Origin of the sequence: Thioalkalivibrio sp. AKL10 (genome assembly GCF_000381845.1) — a bacterium.
Taxonomy (GTDB): Bacteria; Pseudomonadota; Gammaproteobacteria; order Ectothiorhodospirales; family Ectothiorhodospiraceae; genus Thioalkalivibrio; species Thioalkalivibrio versutus.
The window spans coordinates 435,756-452,083 of sequence record NZ_KB907144.1 but is presented as its reverse complement, the minus strand read 5'-3'; the positions used below and the strand labels follow the sequence as shown (position 1 = coordinate 452,083).

At 66.1% G+C, this 16,328-nt stretch carries 18 protein-coding genes; 11 read left to right on the top strand and 7 right to left on the bottom strand.

Annotation, left to right across the window (positions count from 1 at the left end; translation table 11 throughout):
- Positions 1-12: 12 nt before the first annotated feature.
- Both G333_RS0110850 and G333_RS0110845 read left to right on the top strand, forming a co-directional pair.
- Positions 13-1,461: a circularly permuted type 2 ATP-grasp protein gene (locus G333_RS0110850; protein ID WP_018146214.1), complete on the top strand. Its 1,449-nt coding sequence runs from the start codon at positions 13-15 to the stop codon at positions 1,459-1,461.
- Between the two features lies 1 nt (position 1,462).
- Positions 1,463-2,422, top strand: a complete 960-nt coding sequence (locus tag G333_RS0110845; RefSeq protein WP_026313083.1) for an alpha-E domain-containing protein — start codon at positions 1,463-1,465, stop codon at positions 2,420-2,422.
- Positions 2,423-2,441: 19 nt separating this feature from the next.
- Here the strand turns inward: G333_RS0110845 and G333_RS0110840 are convergent, their stop codons facing one another.
- The gene (locus G333_RS0110840; RefSeq protein ID WP_018937946.1) at positions 2,442-3,266 is read right to left on the bottom strand and encodes a proteasome-type protease; all 825 of its coding nucleotides are present in this window, start codon (positions 3,264-3,266) and stop codon (positions 2,442-2,444) included.
- Positions 3,267-3,428: 162 nt separating this feature from the next.
- Between G333_RS0110840 and G333_RS0110835 the strand changes: the two genes are divergently transcribed.
- Both G333_RS0110835 and G333_RS0110830 read left to right on the top strand, forming a co-directional pair.
- Positions 3,429-4,025, top strand: coding sequence for a histidine phosphatase family protein (locus G333_RS0110835; protein WP_018167886.1), 597 nt, complete (start codon positions 3,429-3,431; stop codon positions 4,023-4,025).
- A gap of 107 nt (positions 4,026-4,132) precedes the next feature.
- Positions 4,133-4,732, top strand: coding sequence for a histidine phosphatase family protein (locus tag G333_RS0110830; RefSeq protein ID WP_019628469.1), 600 nt, complete (start codon positions 4,133-4,135; stop codon positions 4,730-4,732).
- Positions 4,733-4,796: 64 nt separating this feature from the next.
- Here the strand turns inward: G333_RS0110830 and G333_RS0110825 are convergent, their stop codons facing one another.
- Positions 4,797-5,246, bottom strand: coding sequence for a host attachment protein (locus tag G333_RS0110825; protein ID WP_018146209.1), 450 nt, complete (start codon positions 5,244-5,246; stop codon positions 4,797-4,799).
- Positions 5,247-5,481: 235 nt separating this feature from the next.
- Between G333_RS0110825 and G333_RS0110820 the strand changes: the two genes are divergently transcribed.
- On the top strand, positions 5,482-6,519 hold the full coding sequence (locus tag G333_RS0110820; RefSeq protein ID WP_018146208.1) for a DUF21 domain-containing protein: 1,038 nt from the start codon (positions 5,482-5,484) through the stop codon (positions 6,517-6,519).
- A 20-nt stretch (positions 6,520-6,539) separates the two neighbouring features.
- Entirely contained in the window at positions 6,540-7,121 is a 582-nt protein-coding gene (locus G333_RS0110815) for a GNAT family N-acetyltransferase (protein ID WP_019612521.1), read from the top strand.
- A gap of 29 nt (positions 7,122-7,150) precedes the next feature.
- On the opposite strand, the gene G333_RS0110810 is transcribed toward G333_RS0110815, so the two are convergent.
- The 3 genes from G333_RS0110810 to G333_RS0110800 all read right to left on the bottom strand — a co-directional run bounded on the left by G333_RS0110810 (position 7,151) and on the right by G333_RS0110800 (position 10,653).
- Positions 7,151-7,537, bottom strand: coding sequence for a YajD family HNH nuclease (locus tag G333_RS0110810; RefSeq protein ID WP_018146206.1), 387 nt, complete (start codon positions 7,535-7,537; stop codon positions 7,151-7,153).
- A 70-nt stretch (positions 7,538-7,607) separates the two neighbouring features.
- Positions 7,608-8,642, bottom strand: coding sequence for an alpha/beta fold hydrolase (locus tag G333_RS0110805; protein WP_038038264.1), 1,035 nt, complete (start codon positions 8,640-8,642; stop codon positions 7,608-7,610).
- Positions 8,632-10,653 (bottom strand): site-specific recombinase, encoded by a 2,022-nt coding sequence (locus tag G333_RS0110800; protein ID WP_018937939.1) that lies wholly within the window; start codon positions 10,651-10,653, stop codon positions 8,632-8,634. Before G333_RS0110800 ends, G333_RS0110805 begins: the two co-directional genes overlap by 11 nt.
- Positions 10,654-10,919: 266 nt before the next feature.
- On the opposite strand from G333_RS0110800, the gene G333_RS0110795 reads away from it, so the two are divergent.
- The 3 genes from G333_RS0110795 to G333_RS0110785 all read left to right on the top strand — a co-directional run bounded on the left by G333_RS0110795 (position 10,920) and on the right by G333_RS0110785 (position 13,474).
- Entirely contained in the window at positions 10,920-11,534 is a 615-nt protein-coding gene (locus G333_RS0110795; RefSeq protein ID WP_018937938.1) for a BMC domain-containing protein, read from the top strand.
- Position 11,535: 1 nt separating this feature from the next.
- Positions 11,536-12,108, top strand: a complete 573-nt coding sequence (locus G333_RS0110790) for an NUDIX hydrolase (RefSeq protein WP_018146202.1) — start codon at positions 11,536-11,538, stop codon at positions 12,106-12,108.
- A 76-nt stretch (positions 12,109-12,184) separates the two neighbouring features.
- Positions 12,185-13,474 (top strand): TlpA disulfide reductase family protein, encoded by a 1,290-nt coding sequence (locus G333_RS0110785; protein ID WP_019628468.1) that lies wholly within the window; start codon positions 12,185-12,187, stop codon positions 13,472-13,474.
- Positions 13,475-13,618: 144 nt separating this feature from the next.
- On the opposite strand, the gene G333_RS0110780 is transcribed toward G333_RS0110785, so the two are convergent.
- Positions 13,619-14,293 (bottom strand): rhodanese-like domain-containing protein, encoded by a 675-nt coding sequence (locus G333_RS0110780; RefSeq protein ID WP_019628467.1) that lies wholly within the window; start codon positions 14,291-14,293, stop codon positions 13,619-13,621.
- A 271-nt stretch (positions 14,294-14,564) separates the two neighbouring features.
- Between G333_RS0110780 and G333_RS15285 the strand changes: the two genes are divergently transcribed.
- Together G333_RS15285 and G333_RS15280 are read left to right on the top strand one after the other, a co-directional pair.
- The gene (locus G333_RS15285; protein WP_018951281.1) at positions 14,565-14,732 is read left to right on the top strand and encodes a hypothetical protein; all 168 of its coding nucleotides are present in this window, start codon (positions 14,565-14,567) and stop codon (positions 14,730-14,732) included.
- Positions 14,733-14,746: 14 nt separating this feature from the next.
- A complete protein-coding gene (locus G333_RS15280; RefSeq protein ID WP_018951280.1) occupies positions 14,747-14,944 on the top strand; it encodes an SHOCT domain-containing protein in 198 nt (65 codons plus the stop codon).
- A gap of 35 nt (positions 14,945-14,979) precedes the next feature.
- Here the strand turns inward: G333_RS15280 and G333_RS0110770 are convergent, their stop codons facing one another.
- Positions 14,980-16,284, bottom strand: coding sequence for a TlpA disulfide reductase family protein (locus G333_RS0110770; protein ID WP_018937935.1), 1,305 nt, complete (start codon positions 16,282-16,284; stop codon positions 14,980-14,982).
- Positions 16,285-16,328: the final 44 nt, after the last annotated feature.

Genomic DNA, 16,328 nt, shown 5'->3' with positions numbered 1-16,328 from the left:
AGGACCCGACGAATGGCCATCGACTGGAAGCAATACGATTCCGCCCCGTTTTACGACGAACTGATCGAGAAACCTGGCCAGCCACGCCCTCCGGCTCGGGCACTCGCGGAATACCTGGCCTCGCTGGACGCGGGCGAGATCCACAGCCGCAAGCAGGCCGCGGACAGCGCGATTCTCGAGATGGGTATCAGCTTCACGGTCTACACTGAAGGCGAGAACATCGACCGTGCCTGGCCGTTCGACATCATCCCGCGGGTCATTGCGCGCAAGGAATGGGATCAGGTCACGGCCGGCCTCGAGCAGCGCCTGAATGCCCTGAATCTGTTCATTGACGATATCTACAACGAGCAGCGGATCTTCCAGGACAAGGTGATTCCGCGCTACGTGCTGAACCAGTCAAAGAACTTCCGCGAACAGTGTGTTGGCATCAAGCCGCCGCAGGGCGTCTGGGCACACATCTGCGGCTCGGACCTGGTGCGCGACGGCTCGGGGCAGTTCTACGTGCTGGAGGACAACCTCCGCGTGCCCTCCGGCGTGTCGTACATGCTGGAGAATCGGCAAGTCACCAAGCGGGTGTTCCCGGAGCTGTTCGAGAGTTCCAGCATCCTGCCGGTGGATGAATATCCCACCCAGCTGTTCGACATGCTCGCCTCGATCTCGCCGCGTCCGCAGGACTACCCGGAGATCGCGGTGCTGACGCCGGGGATCTACAACTCGGCCTACTTCGAACACTCCTTCCTCGCCCAGCGCATGGGCGCGGAGCTGGTGGAGGGCGCGGATCTGGTGGTCGGCGACGACGACTGCGTCTACATGCGCACCATCGATGGTCTGGAGCGCGTCGACGTCATCTACCGGCGCATCGACGACGAGTTCCTGGATCCGGAGGTCTTCAATCCGGATTCGATGCTGGGCGTGCCCGGGCTGATGCGCGCATGGCGCCAGGGCAACGTGGGGCTCGCCAACGCGCCGGGCGCGGGCGTGGCCGACGACAAGGTGATGTATGCCTTTGTGCCGGACATCATCCGCTATTACCTGGATCAGGAACCGATCATCCCCAACGTGCCGACCTATCTCTGCGTCAACGAGAAGGATCGTGCCTACGTGCTGGATCACCTCGACGAGCTGGTGGTGAAGCCGGCGAACGAGTCCGGTGGCTACGGCATGCTGGTCGGCCCGCACGCAACCAAGAAGCAACGTGCCGAGTTCGCGCAGCTGATCAAGAAGGACCCGCGCAACTACATCGCACAGCCGACGCTGGACCTTTCGGTGGCCCCGACGCTGTGCGGTGACGAGATCGAACCGCGGCACCTGGATCTGCGCCCGTTCGTCCTGCAGGGGGTGCGCACCGACGTGACCGCTGGCGGGCTGACCCGCGTGGCGATGCGCAAGGGCTCGCTGGTGGTGAACTCCTCGCAGGGCGGGGGCAGCAAGGACACCTGGATCGTGGACGAGGAGAACTAAGATGCTCTCGAGAGTCGCAGAACGCGTGTACTGGATGGCGCGCTACGTTGAGCGTGCCGAGAACACGGCGCGCATGGTCATGGCCTTCAATCTGCTGGCGCTGGACATGCCGAAATCGGTGCAGCTGTCCTGGAAGGGGCTGGTGGACGTCACCGGTAACGAGGCCCTGTTCGACAACCACTACCAGCGCGAAGATGAACGGAACTGCGTGAAGTTCCTGCTGGCCGATGCCGATAACCCCAGCTCCATCCTCAACTCCCTGCGCGCCGCGCGCGAGAACGTTCGCACCACGCGCGATCTGGTGCCCTCCGAGGCCTGGGAGGTGATGAACGAACTCTATCTGTTCGCGCGCGACCATATCGATCAGGGTATCGGCAAGCGCGGGCGTTTCGAATTCCTCTCGGACGTCATCCAGCGCTGCCAGACCCTGACCGGGCTGCTGGCCGGAACCATGAGCCACGATGCCGCCTACGACTTTATCCGCCTGGGGCGCAACCTGGAGCGGGCCGACATGGGGACGCGGCAGATCGACGTTGGCGCACTGCGCCACCTGAAGAAGGATGGTGAGGACCCGGGGCCCTACGAGGGACTGCTGTGGACCAGCATCCTGCGTTCGGAGAGCGGCTTCCAGATGTATCGCCAGCATGTGAAGCGGCGCATCAACGGCGTGGATGTGGTGCGCTACCTGTTGCAGGACACCGCCTTCCCGCGGTCGGTTACCCACGCCTTGACCCAGGTACAGGACGCGCTGGAAAAATTGCCGAACAACGAACTGCCCCTGCGCCTGGTGATCCAGGGGCGCCGTCACGCGGCCGATGCCCACGTGGACGAATTGATCAAGGAAGAGGCCCTGCACGCCTTCATCGACGTGCTGCAGCGGGATATCGGAGATATTCACGGCGCGAACGCCGAGACCTGGTTCCTGGCCTCGCCGGCGCAGGTGCAGACTCAGGCGGCGTAGCGTCGCCGCGCTGCGGTGTTCAGCGCCGCGGCTTTTTCGTCTTGGCCGAGGAAGACCCCGCCGTCTTGCCGGAGCCGCGGCTGACGCGCGTCCCGCGCTGCTTGCGTTCGTGGGCGGATTCCCAGTCGAAGCGCGGCAGGTCGGTGAAGGCCTTCTTGATGTTCATGTCCCAGGCCTGGGTGAGCGACCGCAGGTAGTCGTCGTCCGTCTCCAGGCACAGGTAATGGTCGAAGGTCAGGGTGCCGCGCTCATAGACCATCACCTCGATCGGTGGCCCCACGGTCAGGTTCGAACGGATCGTCGAGTCGATGGAGACCAGGGCACAGCGCGCGGCATCGCCCAGCGGGGTGGTCGGGTCGATGATGCGGTCCAGAATCGGCTTGCCGTATTTGCTCTCGCCGATCTGCAAGAAGCGTGTCTGCTGCGAGGTGGTGATGTAGTTGCCCTGCGGGTAAACCATGAAGATCGCTGGCGCGTCCTGGCCGATCTGGCCGCCGATGATCAGCGTGGCCTCGGCCTTGATGCCGGAGCGGGACAGTGCCTCGGAGTGCTTTTCCGCCTCTTCGCGGTTGAGCCGGCCCAGATAGTCGGCTGCATCCGACATGCGCTCCACGGTGGCCAGGCTCTCGTCGGCACCTTCTTCCATGTCCCGTTTGAGCTGCTGTACCACGGATTGCGTAGTGGCGAGGTTACCGGCAGCGAGGACCACAAAGACCCGCTGACCCTCGATCTCGAAGGTGTGCATCTTGCTGTAGGTGCTGACCTGGTCGACGCCCGCATTGGTGCGGGAGTCGGAGGCGAAGACGAGACCGTCGTCCAGATCGATGGCGACACAATAGGTCATGGGGACGCGGGTTTCCGGGCAAGGGGGTGACGGCATACTAGGGCTGGGGTCGGGGGGCGTCAACGCGCCGGGCGGATGGTTGCGCCCAGAATATGCATCGAACCGATGCCCTTGGATGACGGTCTCTTGCTTCGTTGAACCCCGTTCTCACTGGAGGTCCCGATGCTGCGGCGCTGGTTCTTGTTCCTGATCATCCTTGGATTTTCCCCCGTAATCGCGAGCGCCGACACACTGGCCCCGGATGCGCTGATCGAGCGCATGCAGGCGGGTGGGCTGGTGATCTACTGGCGGCATGCGGCCACCGACCGCAGCCAGCGGGACACCGACCTGGCCGACATGAGCCGTTGCGAGGGGCAGCGCAATCTCGACGACCGCGGGCACGAGCAGGCGCGTCAGGTGGGCGAGGGCTTCGAACGTCACGCGATCCCGGTCGAGCGCATCCTGAGCTCGCCCTTCTGCCGCAATGTCGACAGCGCCCGGATCGCCTTCGGCGAGGATTCCTGGGAGGTCCGTGACGACCTGTTCAATATGCCGCCAGTGCGTGACCGTCAGCGCCAGCAGGAGCTAGTCGATGCATTGCGGCGCTATCTGGTGACGGCGCCGGGGGATGCCGGGAAGAACGTGGTGATCGTGGGCCACAACATCAATCTTCAGCAGGCCGCCCGGGTTCGCATCGACGAGGGTGAAATCGCCGTGTTCGAGCCCGGCAGCGACTCGCCCCGGGTACTCGGGGTGCTGACGCCCGACGACTTCGACTGAGCCCCGGGAGACTGTGAGGGGCGGGCCCGGTGGGTGCCGGGTACCGCGGCCGCAGAGCGTCTGCACACAAGGGAAACACCCAATCCATCACTCGCGAGGAGGACGGCATGCGAAATGGGATGCTGGGCGCAATCCTGGCCCTGTTGCTGGTGGCGTTCGCTACCGCAAATGCGGGGACGCTGGCACCGGATGCGCTGATCGAGCGTATGCAGGCGGGTGGGCTGGTGGTGTACTGGCGGCATGCGGCGACCGATCGTTCGCATGACGACTACGACCTGTCCGACATGGACGATTGCGAAGGACAGCGCAATCTGAGTACGCGCGGGCGCGAACAGGCGCGCCAGGTGGGCAAGGGCTTCGATCATTACGCGATCCCGGTGGAGCAGGTACTGACCAGCGAGTTCTGCCGTAACTGGGAGACCGCGCACTATGCCTTCGGTGACTACGAGATTCGGACCGAGCTCTACAATCTGCCGATTATCCAGGACGATGAGCGCCGCGAGGACCTGATCGAAGGCCTTCGGGGGCATCTAAATACTCCGCCCAGGGATCCGGAGAAAAACATCGTCGTTGTGGGCCACGATCTCAACCTGCGCCACGCCGCGGATGTGGAAATCGAGGAGGCGGAAATGGCGGTGTTCGAGCCACACGCCGACGGCCCGCGCCTGCTGGGCACGCTGCAGCCGGACGATCTCGGCAAGCGTTGAGGGGCGTTGGGTCCGACCGGTCGCACCCTGGCCCCGCTATGCGGGGCCAGGGCTGGAATGGTGCCTAGTAGAGGAAGTCGGGCAGGTGCTTGCGCAGGGTGGTGGCGTCGGTCGACTTGGTGATGTTCTTGGCGACCTCGGCGGTGACGCTATGGGCGACGGTCGGGTCCAGCATTTCGCGCAGGGCGCCCAGGAACGAGGGGGCGGCGACGATCACCAGTTTTTTGAAGGTGCCGTCGTTATGGGCGGACTTGAGGCGTTCGGCCACCTGTCGGGCAAAGCGGTTGCGCTCGTTGGCGGCGGGGTCGGTGCTGTCCTGCATGGCGTGGCGGGCGTCCCCGCTGGCGCTGCTCCAGCTGCGCCCGGGACGATCCGAGACGAGATCCTGATTGTGGGCGCGGGATTCGCTGTGCGAGAGCGTCTCGCTCTCGTGCATCCCCTGGCAGGCACGGCCCTCGCAGGTGAAGATGCGGGCTCGTGCGGCGTCGGCGACAACGATCCAGACAGTATCCATGCAGATCCTCCTGTAGCGTATTCGGTGGCCCGACCGGCCGTTTCCTGACGTACCGGGCCGCTGTGGCGCCGGCCCGACAGGCATCGGCCCCATCTCCGAGTGTAGATGTTTTGCCGGTTTGCGGGTGCGGCTTGGCATGACGAAACGTACGTTCCGTGCGGGCGCGCACGGCTTGCCACGCGGTACCCTGAAGCCTCTCCCGTTCGTGCGCCGTGTTGCCCAAGGAAAAGACCCCATGAGCGTCCTCACCTGGCTGGGTATCCTCGTCTGCCTGTCCCAATCGGCGATTCTGTCCGGACTCAATCTCGGACTGTTCTCGCGCAGCAAGCTGGAGCTGGAGGTCGAGGCGCAGAAGGGCGACCGGCGCGCGGAGCGCCTGCTGGCCCTGCGCGCCGATGCCAACTTTGCCCTGGTGACCATTCTCTGGGGAAACGTCTCCGTCAACGTGCTGCTGGCGTTGTTGTCGGGTTCGGTGATGGGCGGCGTGGCGGCATTCCTGTTCTCTACCGTGGTGATCACGATCTTTGCCGAGATTCTGCCGCAGTCCTACTTTTCGCGGCATGCCCTGCGGGTCGCGGGGGCGCTGTATCCACTGCTGCGCTTCTACCAGATCCTGATGTACCCGGTGGCACGGCCCACTGCCTGGGTGCTGGACCGCTGGCTGGGGGGCGAGGAGATTCGCTTCTTCCCCGAGCGGGATCTGCATCACCTGATCGACCTGCACATGCAGGCCCACGGCAGCGAGATTACCCGGGTCGAGGGGCGGGGCGCGCGGAATTTCCTCGAGCTGGACGACATCCTGGTGCAACACGAGGGCCAGGCGCTGGCCCCGGACAGCGTGATCACGCTGGACTTCGAGGCCGGGCGTCCGGTGTTCCCGGCGATCGAGCCCCGTACCGATGATGCGTTCCTGCGTCGACTCAATGGGCCGGGTCGCAGCTGGATGGTGGTCATCGATCCCGAGGGCGAGCCGCGCACGGTGATCCGGGTCGCGGATTTTACCCGCGAGGCGCTGTTTGCGCCGGAGCGGTTCGATCCCCACCATCACTGCCATCACCCGCTGGTCGTGCGTGATGGCAGCCACCGGCTGGGCAGCCTGGTACCCCATTTCCGGGTGCGCCCGGCCAGCAGCGGCGACACGGTGGTTGGGGACGACGTGATCCTGCTGTGGACCGATAGTCAGCGCCGGATATTGAGTGGGTCGGATATCCTTGGGCGCCTCTTGCGTGGTGTCGGCCGAGAGGCCCCTGCGGACACGCCGGCGCCGGTTTGATTGCCATGCCGGGAGGACGAATGGAGTTCAGGAGCGTGGGAGGGGCGGGGATTGCCCCCTATCTGGAGGATGTTGCACGCCTGCGCATCGCAGTCTTCCGCGAGTGGCCATATCTCTACGACGGCAGCGCGGAGTACGAAGAGCGGTATCTGCAGGACTACGTCGACTGCCCGGACAGTACGCTGGTACTCGCGCTGGAAGGTGATCGCGTCGTGGGGGCCTCCACTGCGCTGCCGCTGGCTGCGGCCGAGGCGGAATTCCAGGCTCCCTTCCTTGAGCAAGGACTGGACCCGGCGGCGTATTACTACCTGGCGGAATCGGTACTGGAGCCGGACTTCCGCGGCCAGGGGGCGGGGCATCGGTTCTTCGACGAGCGCGAGGCGGCAGCGCGGCGCCTGGGCTTTGCCCATGCCACCTTCTGCGCGGTGGTGCGCCCGGAGGATCACCCGCGACGCCCGGCCGGTTACCGGCCCCTGGACGGGTTCTGGAAGAAGCGCGGCTACCGGCGCGCCGAGGGGCGGGTTGGCCACTTCCCGTGGCCGGATATCGGCGAGAGGCAGGAGAGCCTCAAGCCATTGCAGTTCTGGTGGCGCCGGCTCTGACCCGATGCCGACTCCAGCCCGCAGTCGTTCTACGCCTTCGAGTCGTCGCCGCCCCGGTCGTTCGTGTCAAGCAACCCGGCCAGCCCGGCAAACGGGTTGTGGGTGGCCGAGGAGGTGCTCGCCGTATTCCCGCTGCCCGGAGTGGCGTCGGTGTAGCGCTGGTGTTCGTTGTCGTGGCAGTACAGGCACAGCAGCTCCCAGTTGCTGCCGTCGGATGGATTGTTGTCGTGGTTGTGGTCGCGGTGGTGCACGGTTAGCTCACGCAGATTGACGCGGGTGAATTCGCGCCCGCAGCGGCCGCATACCCACGGATACATCTTCAACGCTTGCTCGCGGTAGCCCTGTTCCCGTTCCGCCTGGTCGCGGCGGCTGCGGGCAACCAGGTCGTCGAGGCGGTTGGGGGTCGAGTGGCTCATAGGGCGTTCTCCGAAGGTTGGCTGGGTCCACCGTAGCGCCAGCGCGCGGTGGTGGCCAGAGAAACCCGAGTCAGTGCTTTTCGCGCAGGTACTGTGCCAGGGCGTCGGGCGAGCGTTCGTGGCCCGAGGGGAGGCTTCCTTGGGGGTCCCGCAGCCAGGCGGCGATGTCGTCGAACGTGGTCTCGGCCCCGGTATACCGGGTCAGCATGTGATAGCCCTCGGGGTACAGCGCGGCCCGATGGTCATCGGATCCCTGGGCGCTCAGGGCCTCCAGCAGGCGCGCCAGGGGCAAGGGTGGCACCAGATCGTCGCGCGCTCCGTACAGCGTCAGGCTCGGTGGGGGCAAAGTCGGGCCCGCCTCCAGCGCGTGGGTCATCAGGGTGGTCAGGCCGTCCAGGGCATCGATGCGGGCATCACGCAACACCAGCGGGTCGTCACGCATCTGTTGTAGCACCGCGGGGTCATCGGTGGGGTGGATGTCGAGGTCAGCGGCCATCTCGCCGTCCAGGCGCCAGCCGGGCGCCAGGCGCGCCCCGAGCCACAGGCCGAAGCGCTGATACCAGGGCATGTCGCCACGGCTCCAGACCGCCGGGGCGATCAGGACCGTGCCGGCGACCCGGGGCGATGCAGTGGCGGAATCGGTCGTTTCCTCCATGGCCAGCAGCGCGACAGCGCCGCCCATGCTCTTGCCGATCAGGTAGGGCGTCTGGTCGGGGTAGCGCTCTTGCAGCAGCCGGAGTGCGGTGCGGGCGTCCTCGGCCAGCAGTCGGTGACCGGACCAGTAGCCGGCGTTGCGCGTGGCTCCGAAGCCGCGCTGGTCATAGGCATACACCGCAATGGCGTGCCCGGCCAGCGCCTCGCCCAGCGCCTGCATGCTGCCACCGTGGTCGTTGAAGCCGTGCAGGGCCAGCACAACCCGCTCGGGGGTGTCCGGCCCCCAGCGGTGCAGCGGCAGCCGGTCGCCATCCGTCGTGTGGATCACCTCGGAGGCGATCATCGGGGTGCGGGTCTCCTCACCGGAGGGGCTGGGTGCCGTCCCGGCACAGCCGGCGAGCGCTAGCGCGAGTGTCGGCGCCAGCAGACGCAAGGCCCTGCTAACGAGCATCGGACTCGTCGTCGCCTCCGTTGGTCGTGGTCTGCGCGCCGGGCGGGAACAGGAATTCGCCCGGACGTTCGCGCAGGTGGCGACCATAGGCGCGAACGACGCGGCCAAAGGTGCCGATGCGCACGCCACGGGCACGCAGCGCAACGTACAGCGCGAGCCCGAAGCTGACCCACAGGTTGACCGCCCCGATCAGCAGCACGAACCCCAGAAACAGGACGAACATGCCCAGCCCGGGCGCTTCGCTGGCGGTGACATAGCCGAGGTTGGCCGAGGCAAAGGCGACGTGCTGGATGTCCAGTGGCAGGTTCAGCAGGTAGCCGACATATCCGGTCACTCCCAGAAGCACGCCGAACAGGAAGTTGCCGATCAGTGCACCGTAGTTGTGACCGATCCAGTCGGCCAGGCGGTGGCGCGCCCCGGTCGGCAGCAACCGGCGCAGAAGCGGATGCTCGCGCAGGCGGCCGGGCAGGTCGAGGTAGGCGCAGCGGTTGTCGAAGAAGCCCGCAATCAGGCCGGAGACGAACAGCCAGACTCCGGCGATCGCGGCAAAGAATAGCGCCAGGCCCATGATCGGGTGCAGCCCGTCCACCAGGTAGTCGACCTCGCGACCGGACAGGACTGGAGCGCTGAACAGGCCCGCCGCAAACAGACCGATCAGGATGGCGGTCGGCAGCGCGATGCCCACGTTGCCGAGTACTGCGGCGAACTGCGAACGGCCCACCCGCATCAGGAGATCGGCCATGGTTCGTGGATCGGCTGTGCCGCGTTCGCTTTCCTCGATGGCGGCGGCCAGACGCGCGGCGGTCATTGCCGGCTGCTTGGTGGCCACGGTGAAATGCAGGATGTGGATCAGCACAAAGCCGAGGCCGTAGTTCAGGCTCACCCACAGGGTGTTGACCGCGTGGGACAGTCCCAGGGATTCGATCTGGATCTTGATCAGGGCCATGACCGCGATGATCAGCCCGGCGCCGGCTCCGGAGCGCAGCATCTGGAAGTATTCGCTGCGCGACTGGGTGATGTAGTGCTCGCCGGTGTCGCTGACTTGCTGGGTGATGCTGCGCGAGACCAGCTTGATGTTGTCCTGCCACAGCGCGCGTACACCGTGCTGGCGGGCGCTGATGGTGATGAGTTCGCGGAACACCCCGACCGAGGCTGCGCGCGTGTCGCGGTCCGCGTCCGGCTCCAGCAGGTCCAGTAGCTTGTGAATGCGGCCGAGGGTCTGGTCCAGACGTTCCAGAAGGTGGGTGAGCGACAGGCTGTTGCCATGGGTGATGGCTAGCTGGCGCAGGCGCGCGATCTGCTCGCTGCACTGCTCCAGTAGCACCCGGGCATGGCGGTCATCCATGCGCTCGTGATCGGGGTCTTCCAGCGCGGCTCGGTAGTCGCGCACATAGGCGGAGATCTCGCGCTCCTGGGCGACAAAGGCCGAGTTGTGCTCGGCGATCGACGGGTCCAGGCGCAGCAGTTCCGGTTCCAGTTCTTCCGCGGCCACCCAGATCGACAGCATCTCCAGGGCGTAGAGGATCTCCTCGCGTGCCCGTTGCAGGACCCCGGGGTGTTCCCCGGTCAGGCAGCCCAGGGCCTCCAGCAGGCGCCACCAGGCATCGTCCGGCAGGGCCGCAACCCAGGCGGCGTCATCGGTCTGGTGAAACACGTGATAAAGCACGTCTTTCAGGTCGCGCCGGTCCATTGGGCGCGGATTGATCCGCTCGTAGATCAGCTCCGCGGCCTCGCGGAAGAAACCCTTGCGCGAGAACAGCCCGATCCCGGTGTACAGCGTCAGGTGCCGGGCGTCCTCCAGCCCGTCCTCCAGGCGCTCACGCAGCCGGTCCTGCAGGCGCGGGTTCTCGCCCAGGGCGAGGGTTAACTGCTCAATACGGGAGATCACCGGCGCGACATTGCGCGGGTCTTCCGGGCGCAGCCAGTCCACGAGCTGGCGCAGGGTCTCGGCCAGATCGAGATCGGCGTCTTCCACGCTGGCGAGGAGGTGTTCCGCATCCTGCTTCGGCATGACAATCCCTGTGGCTGCGGGGTTGGCGTTGCATTATACGAGCGTCTTCCCGGGACGTGTGGCCGCCCGAAGGCCGGCCCCTGAAGGCACTCAACGTTGAGCTTGGGGCGCGCTGCGTTCACAATACGTCCTTCAATTCTCCCGCGTGTGCACGCGAGCCCGCCCATTTCGGGGCGGCTTGCATGAGGCGTGCGCGAATTCCCGCGCGGGTTCGGGCCGCGACGCGCGGGAACCATGGGCCGCGGGCCCTGGCCCAGAGCGAATCGATGATCCAGCTGCGCACCTACGTCTACATGGATTCCCTCCAGCCGCAGCTGGCGGAATACATGGCTACGGTCTCCCAGGGCTTCCTGCCCGTTCCGGGAGACTCCTGCCTGTGGGTGGAAGTGTCCCCGGGGATGGCGGTGCACCGCCTGACCGACGTCGCACTGAAGGCGACCAACGTGCACCTCGCGCAGCAGGTGGTGGAGCGCGAATTCGGCTCCATGGTGATTCACCATCGCAGCCAGAGCGAGGTGATCGAGGCCGGCCGGGTGCTGCTGGAGCGTCTCGGTGCCAGCCAGGAGGACCGCCAGCCCTGTCGCATCCCGTGGCAGGAGACCATCCGTGGGATGACCCCGGACCACACCGTGTTGATCAACCGCCAGAACCGCCGCGGGAACATGATCCTGCCGGAACAGAGCATGTTCATCCTCGAGGCGGAACCGGCCGGCTACATCATTTATGCCGCGAACCAGGCACTGAAGGCATCCAATGTTTCGCTGATCGACGTGCGCGCAGTCGGCGCCTTTGGTCGCTTGACCCTCGCGGGACGGGAAGGCGACGTGGACGAGGCGGCGCGTGCGGCGATCCACGCGCTGCACAACCCCGCCGGGACCTGAGATGCATCGCGCCCAGCTGCTGGACCTGCTCGCCCGACACCAGACGACCTTCATCGAGGAGGCCGGCTACGTCCGCCGCGCCCTGGAGTTCGTCAGCGAGCACCCGGACTGCTTCCACTGCGATCTCCTGCCCGCGCATGTAACCGGTTCCGCCTGGGTGGTCAGCCCCGACCGTGAGCAGGCCCTGTTGCTGCTGCACGGCAAGCACCACCGCTGGTTCCAGCCCGGCGGGCATGCCGACGGCCAGGCCGACATCCTGCAGGTGGCTCTGCGCGAGACCCACGAAGAGACTGGCCTCGCCCCCGAGCAGATCCGCCTGGTGGAAGAGGATGTCTTCGATCTCGACATCCACACCATCCCGGCCAGCCCGCATTTCCCGATGCACGAGCACATCGACGTGCGCTTCCTGCTGGAGATCGACGACCGCCTGCCGGTGCCCGGCAGCGACGAGTCGAACGACATCCTCTGGGTGCCGCTGCAGCACGTCTCGCGCTACAACAACTGCCGTTCCCTCTGGCGCATGGTGGAAAAGACCCGCCGTCTACGCACGTTCCGGCATACGCACCCGCGCTGACCCAATCCCTCGGGGCTCTTCCGTGCGGCGTTCCCGCGGGCATGACGGGACGCTATAGTCGCGGTCGGTCCCCTTGATGGATGCCCGCGTGTCGATACGATTCCTGCCGCGCCTGTGCCTGCTGCTGTCTCTGCTTCTGCTGCTTCCGCCGGCGGGTGCCGGAGAGGTTGAATCGCGCACGTTGACAGTGACCGATCCCGCCGGCGTCGACCTGGGCGTCACCGTGTACCCGGCCACTGGCGATCGGCTCTACCTGTGGCTGCTTCCGCAGGCGGGCGAACATACCAACCATGCGCGCTTCGGGCACGAGCTGGCGGCGATGGGCGTGGAGGTCTGGCAGGTCGATCTGCTGGATGCCCATTTCCTCCCGCGCACCAATGAGAGCATGCGCAGCCTGGATGGCGTCAGCGTGGCCGCATTGCTGCGCGCAGCGCACGCGCAGACCGGCAAGCAGGTGATGCTGGTCGCCTCGGGCCGCCCGGCGATCACCGCCCTGCGCGGCCTGCGTCAGTGGCAGGCGGACGGCCCCGAAGCGGCCTACGTACTCGGTGCGGCGCTGGCCTTCCCCAACCTGATGGTCGACACGCCGGTGGCGGGTGCCCCCGCCGAGTTCGTCGATGTGGTGCGCGCCACCAGTCTGCCGGTCTTCCTGCTGCAGCCCACCCAGGGCGTCTATCGCTGGCACCTGGACGACATCCTGACCGACCTGCGCCACGGCGGCAGTGCGGTGTTCGTGCAGATGGTCCCGGACGTACGCGACTTCTATTACCTGCGCCGCTCCGATCCCGAGCCGGAGGAACAGGCCGCGGCCGAGCGCCTGCCTGCGCAACTGCTGCAGGCGGGCCGGCTCCTGGCCAGCGTCCCGCGCCCGCTGGCGGCCGCGCCGCTGCCGGAGGCCACCCGTGCGATCGAAGTCGGCCGCGGGCTGGTGGAGCGTGATCGCCCGCGGCCGCTCGCGGACTTCACGCTGACCGATCACCTGGGTGATGAACAGTCACTGTCCGACTATGACGGCCAGGTGGTTTTGCTCAATTTCTGGGCCAGTTGGTGCCCGCCCTGCGTGCACGAGATCCCGTCGATGAACCGCATGGCCGAGACCCTGGGCGAGGGCTTCGCCATCGTATCGGTCAATTATCAGGAGAGCGCCGAGCACATCACGGCTTTCATGCAAGAGGTGCAGGTGGATTTCCCGGTCCTGATGGACTTCGACGGACGGGTGGCTGCCGACTGGCGCGTTTTTGCCTTCCCCAGTTCGTTCATTCTCGACCGTGACGGCCGCGTGCGCTATTCGGTCAACAGTGCCATTGAGTGGGACGACCCCGATGTCATCGCCACGGTCGAGGCCTTGATGGCGGAGCCGAAGTAGCTGATTCGCTGCCTGGCGGAGTCACCGCCGATTCGCCACCCATTCCGTCCTTGCGAGCACCGCGAAGTAATCGGGTGGGGCTGTGCCCTGGTCTGGCCGATGGCGTCGCTGCGCTTGCAACGACGAGGCAGGTGTCCTCTCGGGCTAGCCGTCGGTCTCGCCCTCGACCGTGGTCAGGCCGAAGGCGTGCCACATCTGCATGCCGCCGCGGTACCACTTGAGGCGCTCGGCCGGGTAGCCGAGGTTGGTCAGGGTGCGGATGTTGGTGGGTGACTGGCCGCACCAGGGGCCGTTGCAGAACAGCACCAGGGTCTTCGCCCGGCTGAAGTCGTAGAAGTCGCCGTCGAAGATTGCGCCGAAGTCTTCGGTCAGCACGTTGCGCACGTCGTCCGGGTTCGCGCCGGAGGCAAAGTGCAGGCGGTCCCAGGGGATGTTGACGGCGCCGGGGATGGTGCCGCGGCGGTATTCGCGCGGGGTGCGCGAATCGATGATCACCAGGTCGTCGTGCTCCGTGGTCTGCTGGAGGTAGTCGATGAACTCCAGCTCGCCCAGGGTCTCGACGCCGGGCCCAAGGCTCATCGGCTGGATACAGAACGGTGGGCAGGGCCGCGCGACCTGTGCATAGTCGAGGTCGATGGTCGCGAAGGTGTCCTGGTCGCGGGTCACCGTTACCAGTTCGTCGCCGTGGCGCACCTCGAACTCGGCCATGTCGGTGGTGATGCCGACCTCTGTTTCCGCGAATGCCGGAACGCTCAGGAACAGGACCGCCGCTGCGAGCAGGTTTGATCGCACTTTTGGTGCGGTAAAGGGTGCTTTCATGGGGGAGGCTCCGCTATGTCTCTCATACCTCGAACGTAGACTCGAACTGCGGCGATTGCGCGAAATAACGCCTGCCCGCGTGGGCATTTCCTGACCCGGTAACGTCCTGCACAAGGGGGCGCGCGATCCATCTGGTGGGGGTGACCGATGATGTACGGACGCCTTGATATTCGGGGGGGCGTGCAGGTCTGGTAGGGTGCGCGCTCGCTCGCGCGGGGCAGGTGCGCACAGGATTGCGTCCAGAGGAAGGAAGGTGTTTGTGTTGCGAGGGATGCGTACGTTTTGGGTGGCCGGCATTGCGCTGGTGGCCACCGGGTGTTCCATCACCCAGTCGATCGAGCCGCTGGATGCGGTGGATGTCAGCCTGGTCTGCGTGCTCGACAACCCCGAGATCCACATGGCTGGATTTCAGCCCGAGATGCGCGAACGTGTACATTGATCAGTGTTTCCCTAGTGGACGAACTGTTCGCGCAAGTGAATGCCGTGGAGTTGATCCGCGGAGGCGAACAGGCGGATCAGGGACGCGATGAAGACTCCGACGGCCGTTCGGTCGAGGCGCGACTGGAAGAGCTGGATCGCTTGCACGACCGGGGGCTGATTACCGAAGCGGCCTACGAGGAGCGTCTGCGCGCCATCCTGGCGGATCTTTAGCACACCCCGCGCGGCGCCGCGCCCTTTCCGGGCCGCTATGCGTCGTCGTCCAGCAGGTCGCGGATCTGGTCGATCACGCCGGGTTCGGTCCATTCGATGGCGCCGAACAGGTAGTAGCGCAGGCGGCCCTTGCGGTCGACGACGTAGCTGGTGGGGTAGGCCATCGCGCGCCAGTCGTCGAGGGAGTCCTGTTCCGGATCGAGGAGGATGGTGAACTCGGTCTGCACCTCGTCCTCGATGAAGCGGCGGATAGTGTCCTTGTCCTCTCCCAGGTTCACCGCCAGGATGCGAAAGCCTTCGTCGCGCAGTTCGTCCTCCAGCAGTTGCATGGACGGCATCTCGTGCACGCAGGGCGGGCACCAGCTGGCCCAGAAATTGATCAGCACCACCTCGCCGCGATAGTCCTCCAGTCGATGTATATCCCCCGCCAGGTCGGGCCGCTCCAGCGGCGGGGCCGCCACGGGTTCATCCAGGGCGTTGAGCTGTGCGTCGGTGCCGCTTGGGGTGCGTACCGTCAGGTCCGTGTCCGCTTCGGCCACGGCGGGCGTCCGTTGGTGAGGCAGCCGCGTCAGCAGGTCCATGGCGAAGATCATCTCGCGGTGGAAGGTCTCGCTGGCGAGCCGCTCGGCTTCGGTCGCATCGGGGCGGAAGAAGAAGCGGTCGCGGATCCCGGGAAGCAGCCGCGCACCCACCGCGCTACTGCCCTCGGTCAGCCCGCTGCGAATCCGCCCGAGATGCTGGCGCTGGGGCGACTGGGCCGGTTGCAGGATGTACACCGGCAGATTAGTCAGCCGGACGATGGGTTGTAGTTCGGCCTCATCGGTATCCACCCCGGTATGCAGAAAGGGGCTGGTCATCAGCAGTCCGGCCAGGTAGTCGGCCTCGGGGTGGGCTTGTTGCCACTGGTACAGGCCGGTGAGCAGCCAGGGCAGGGCACGGTCATGCCCGAAGGCATAGACCGGTCGTCCGGTATCGGTGTGGGTTGCCTCGATCAGGTCCGTCACCGTGGCGGTGGGCATGTCGTCGAAGCTGGATGCCGCCTCGGGCAGGAAGTGGCCGGTGAACGGATCGACCAGCCAGGTCTCGACCCCGGCCGCCTGCAGCGCCAGCGCCTGTTGTCGATGGCCGTCCTGCAGGCCGTGTTCGGAAGGAAACCACAAAAGCACGGCGTCGCCATCGGCGCGATAGCGTTCCACCGGGATCTCGGCCCCGCCGGCCTCGATCGAAGCGGCGGCGTCGACTGCGCCCGTCGGGCCGTTCGCCTCCTGCGCCGGTGCGGCGAACGGCATCATCAGCAGGGCCGCGAGGGCAAACAGGCGTACGAGAATGCGGTGTGTCATGGAAACCTTGGTGAAGGGGCTCGGGAATAGACGCGCGAGAGCTT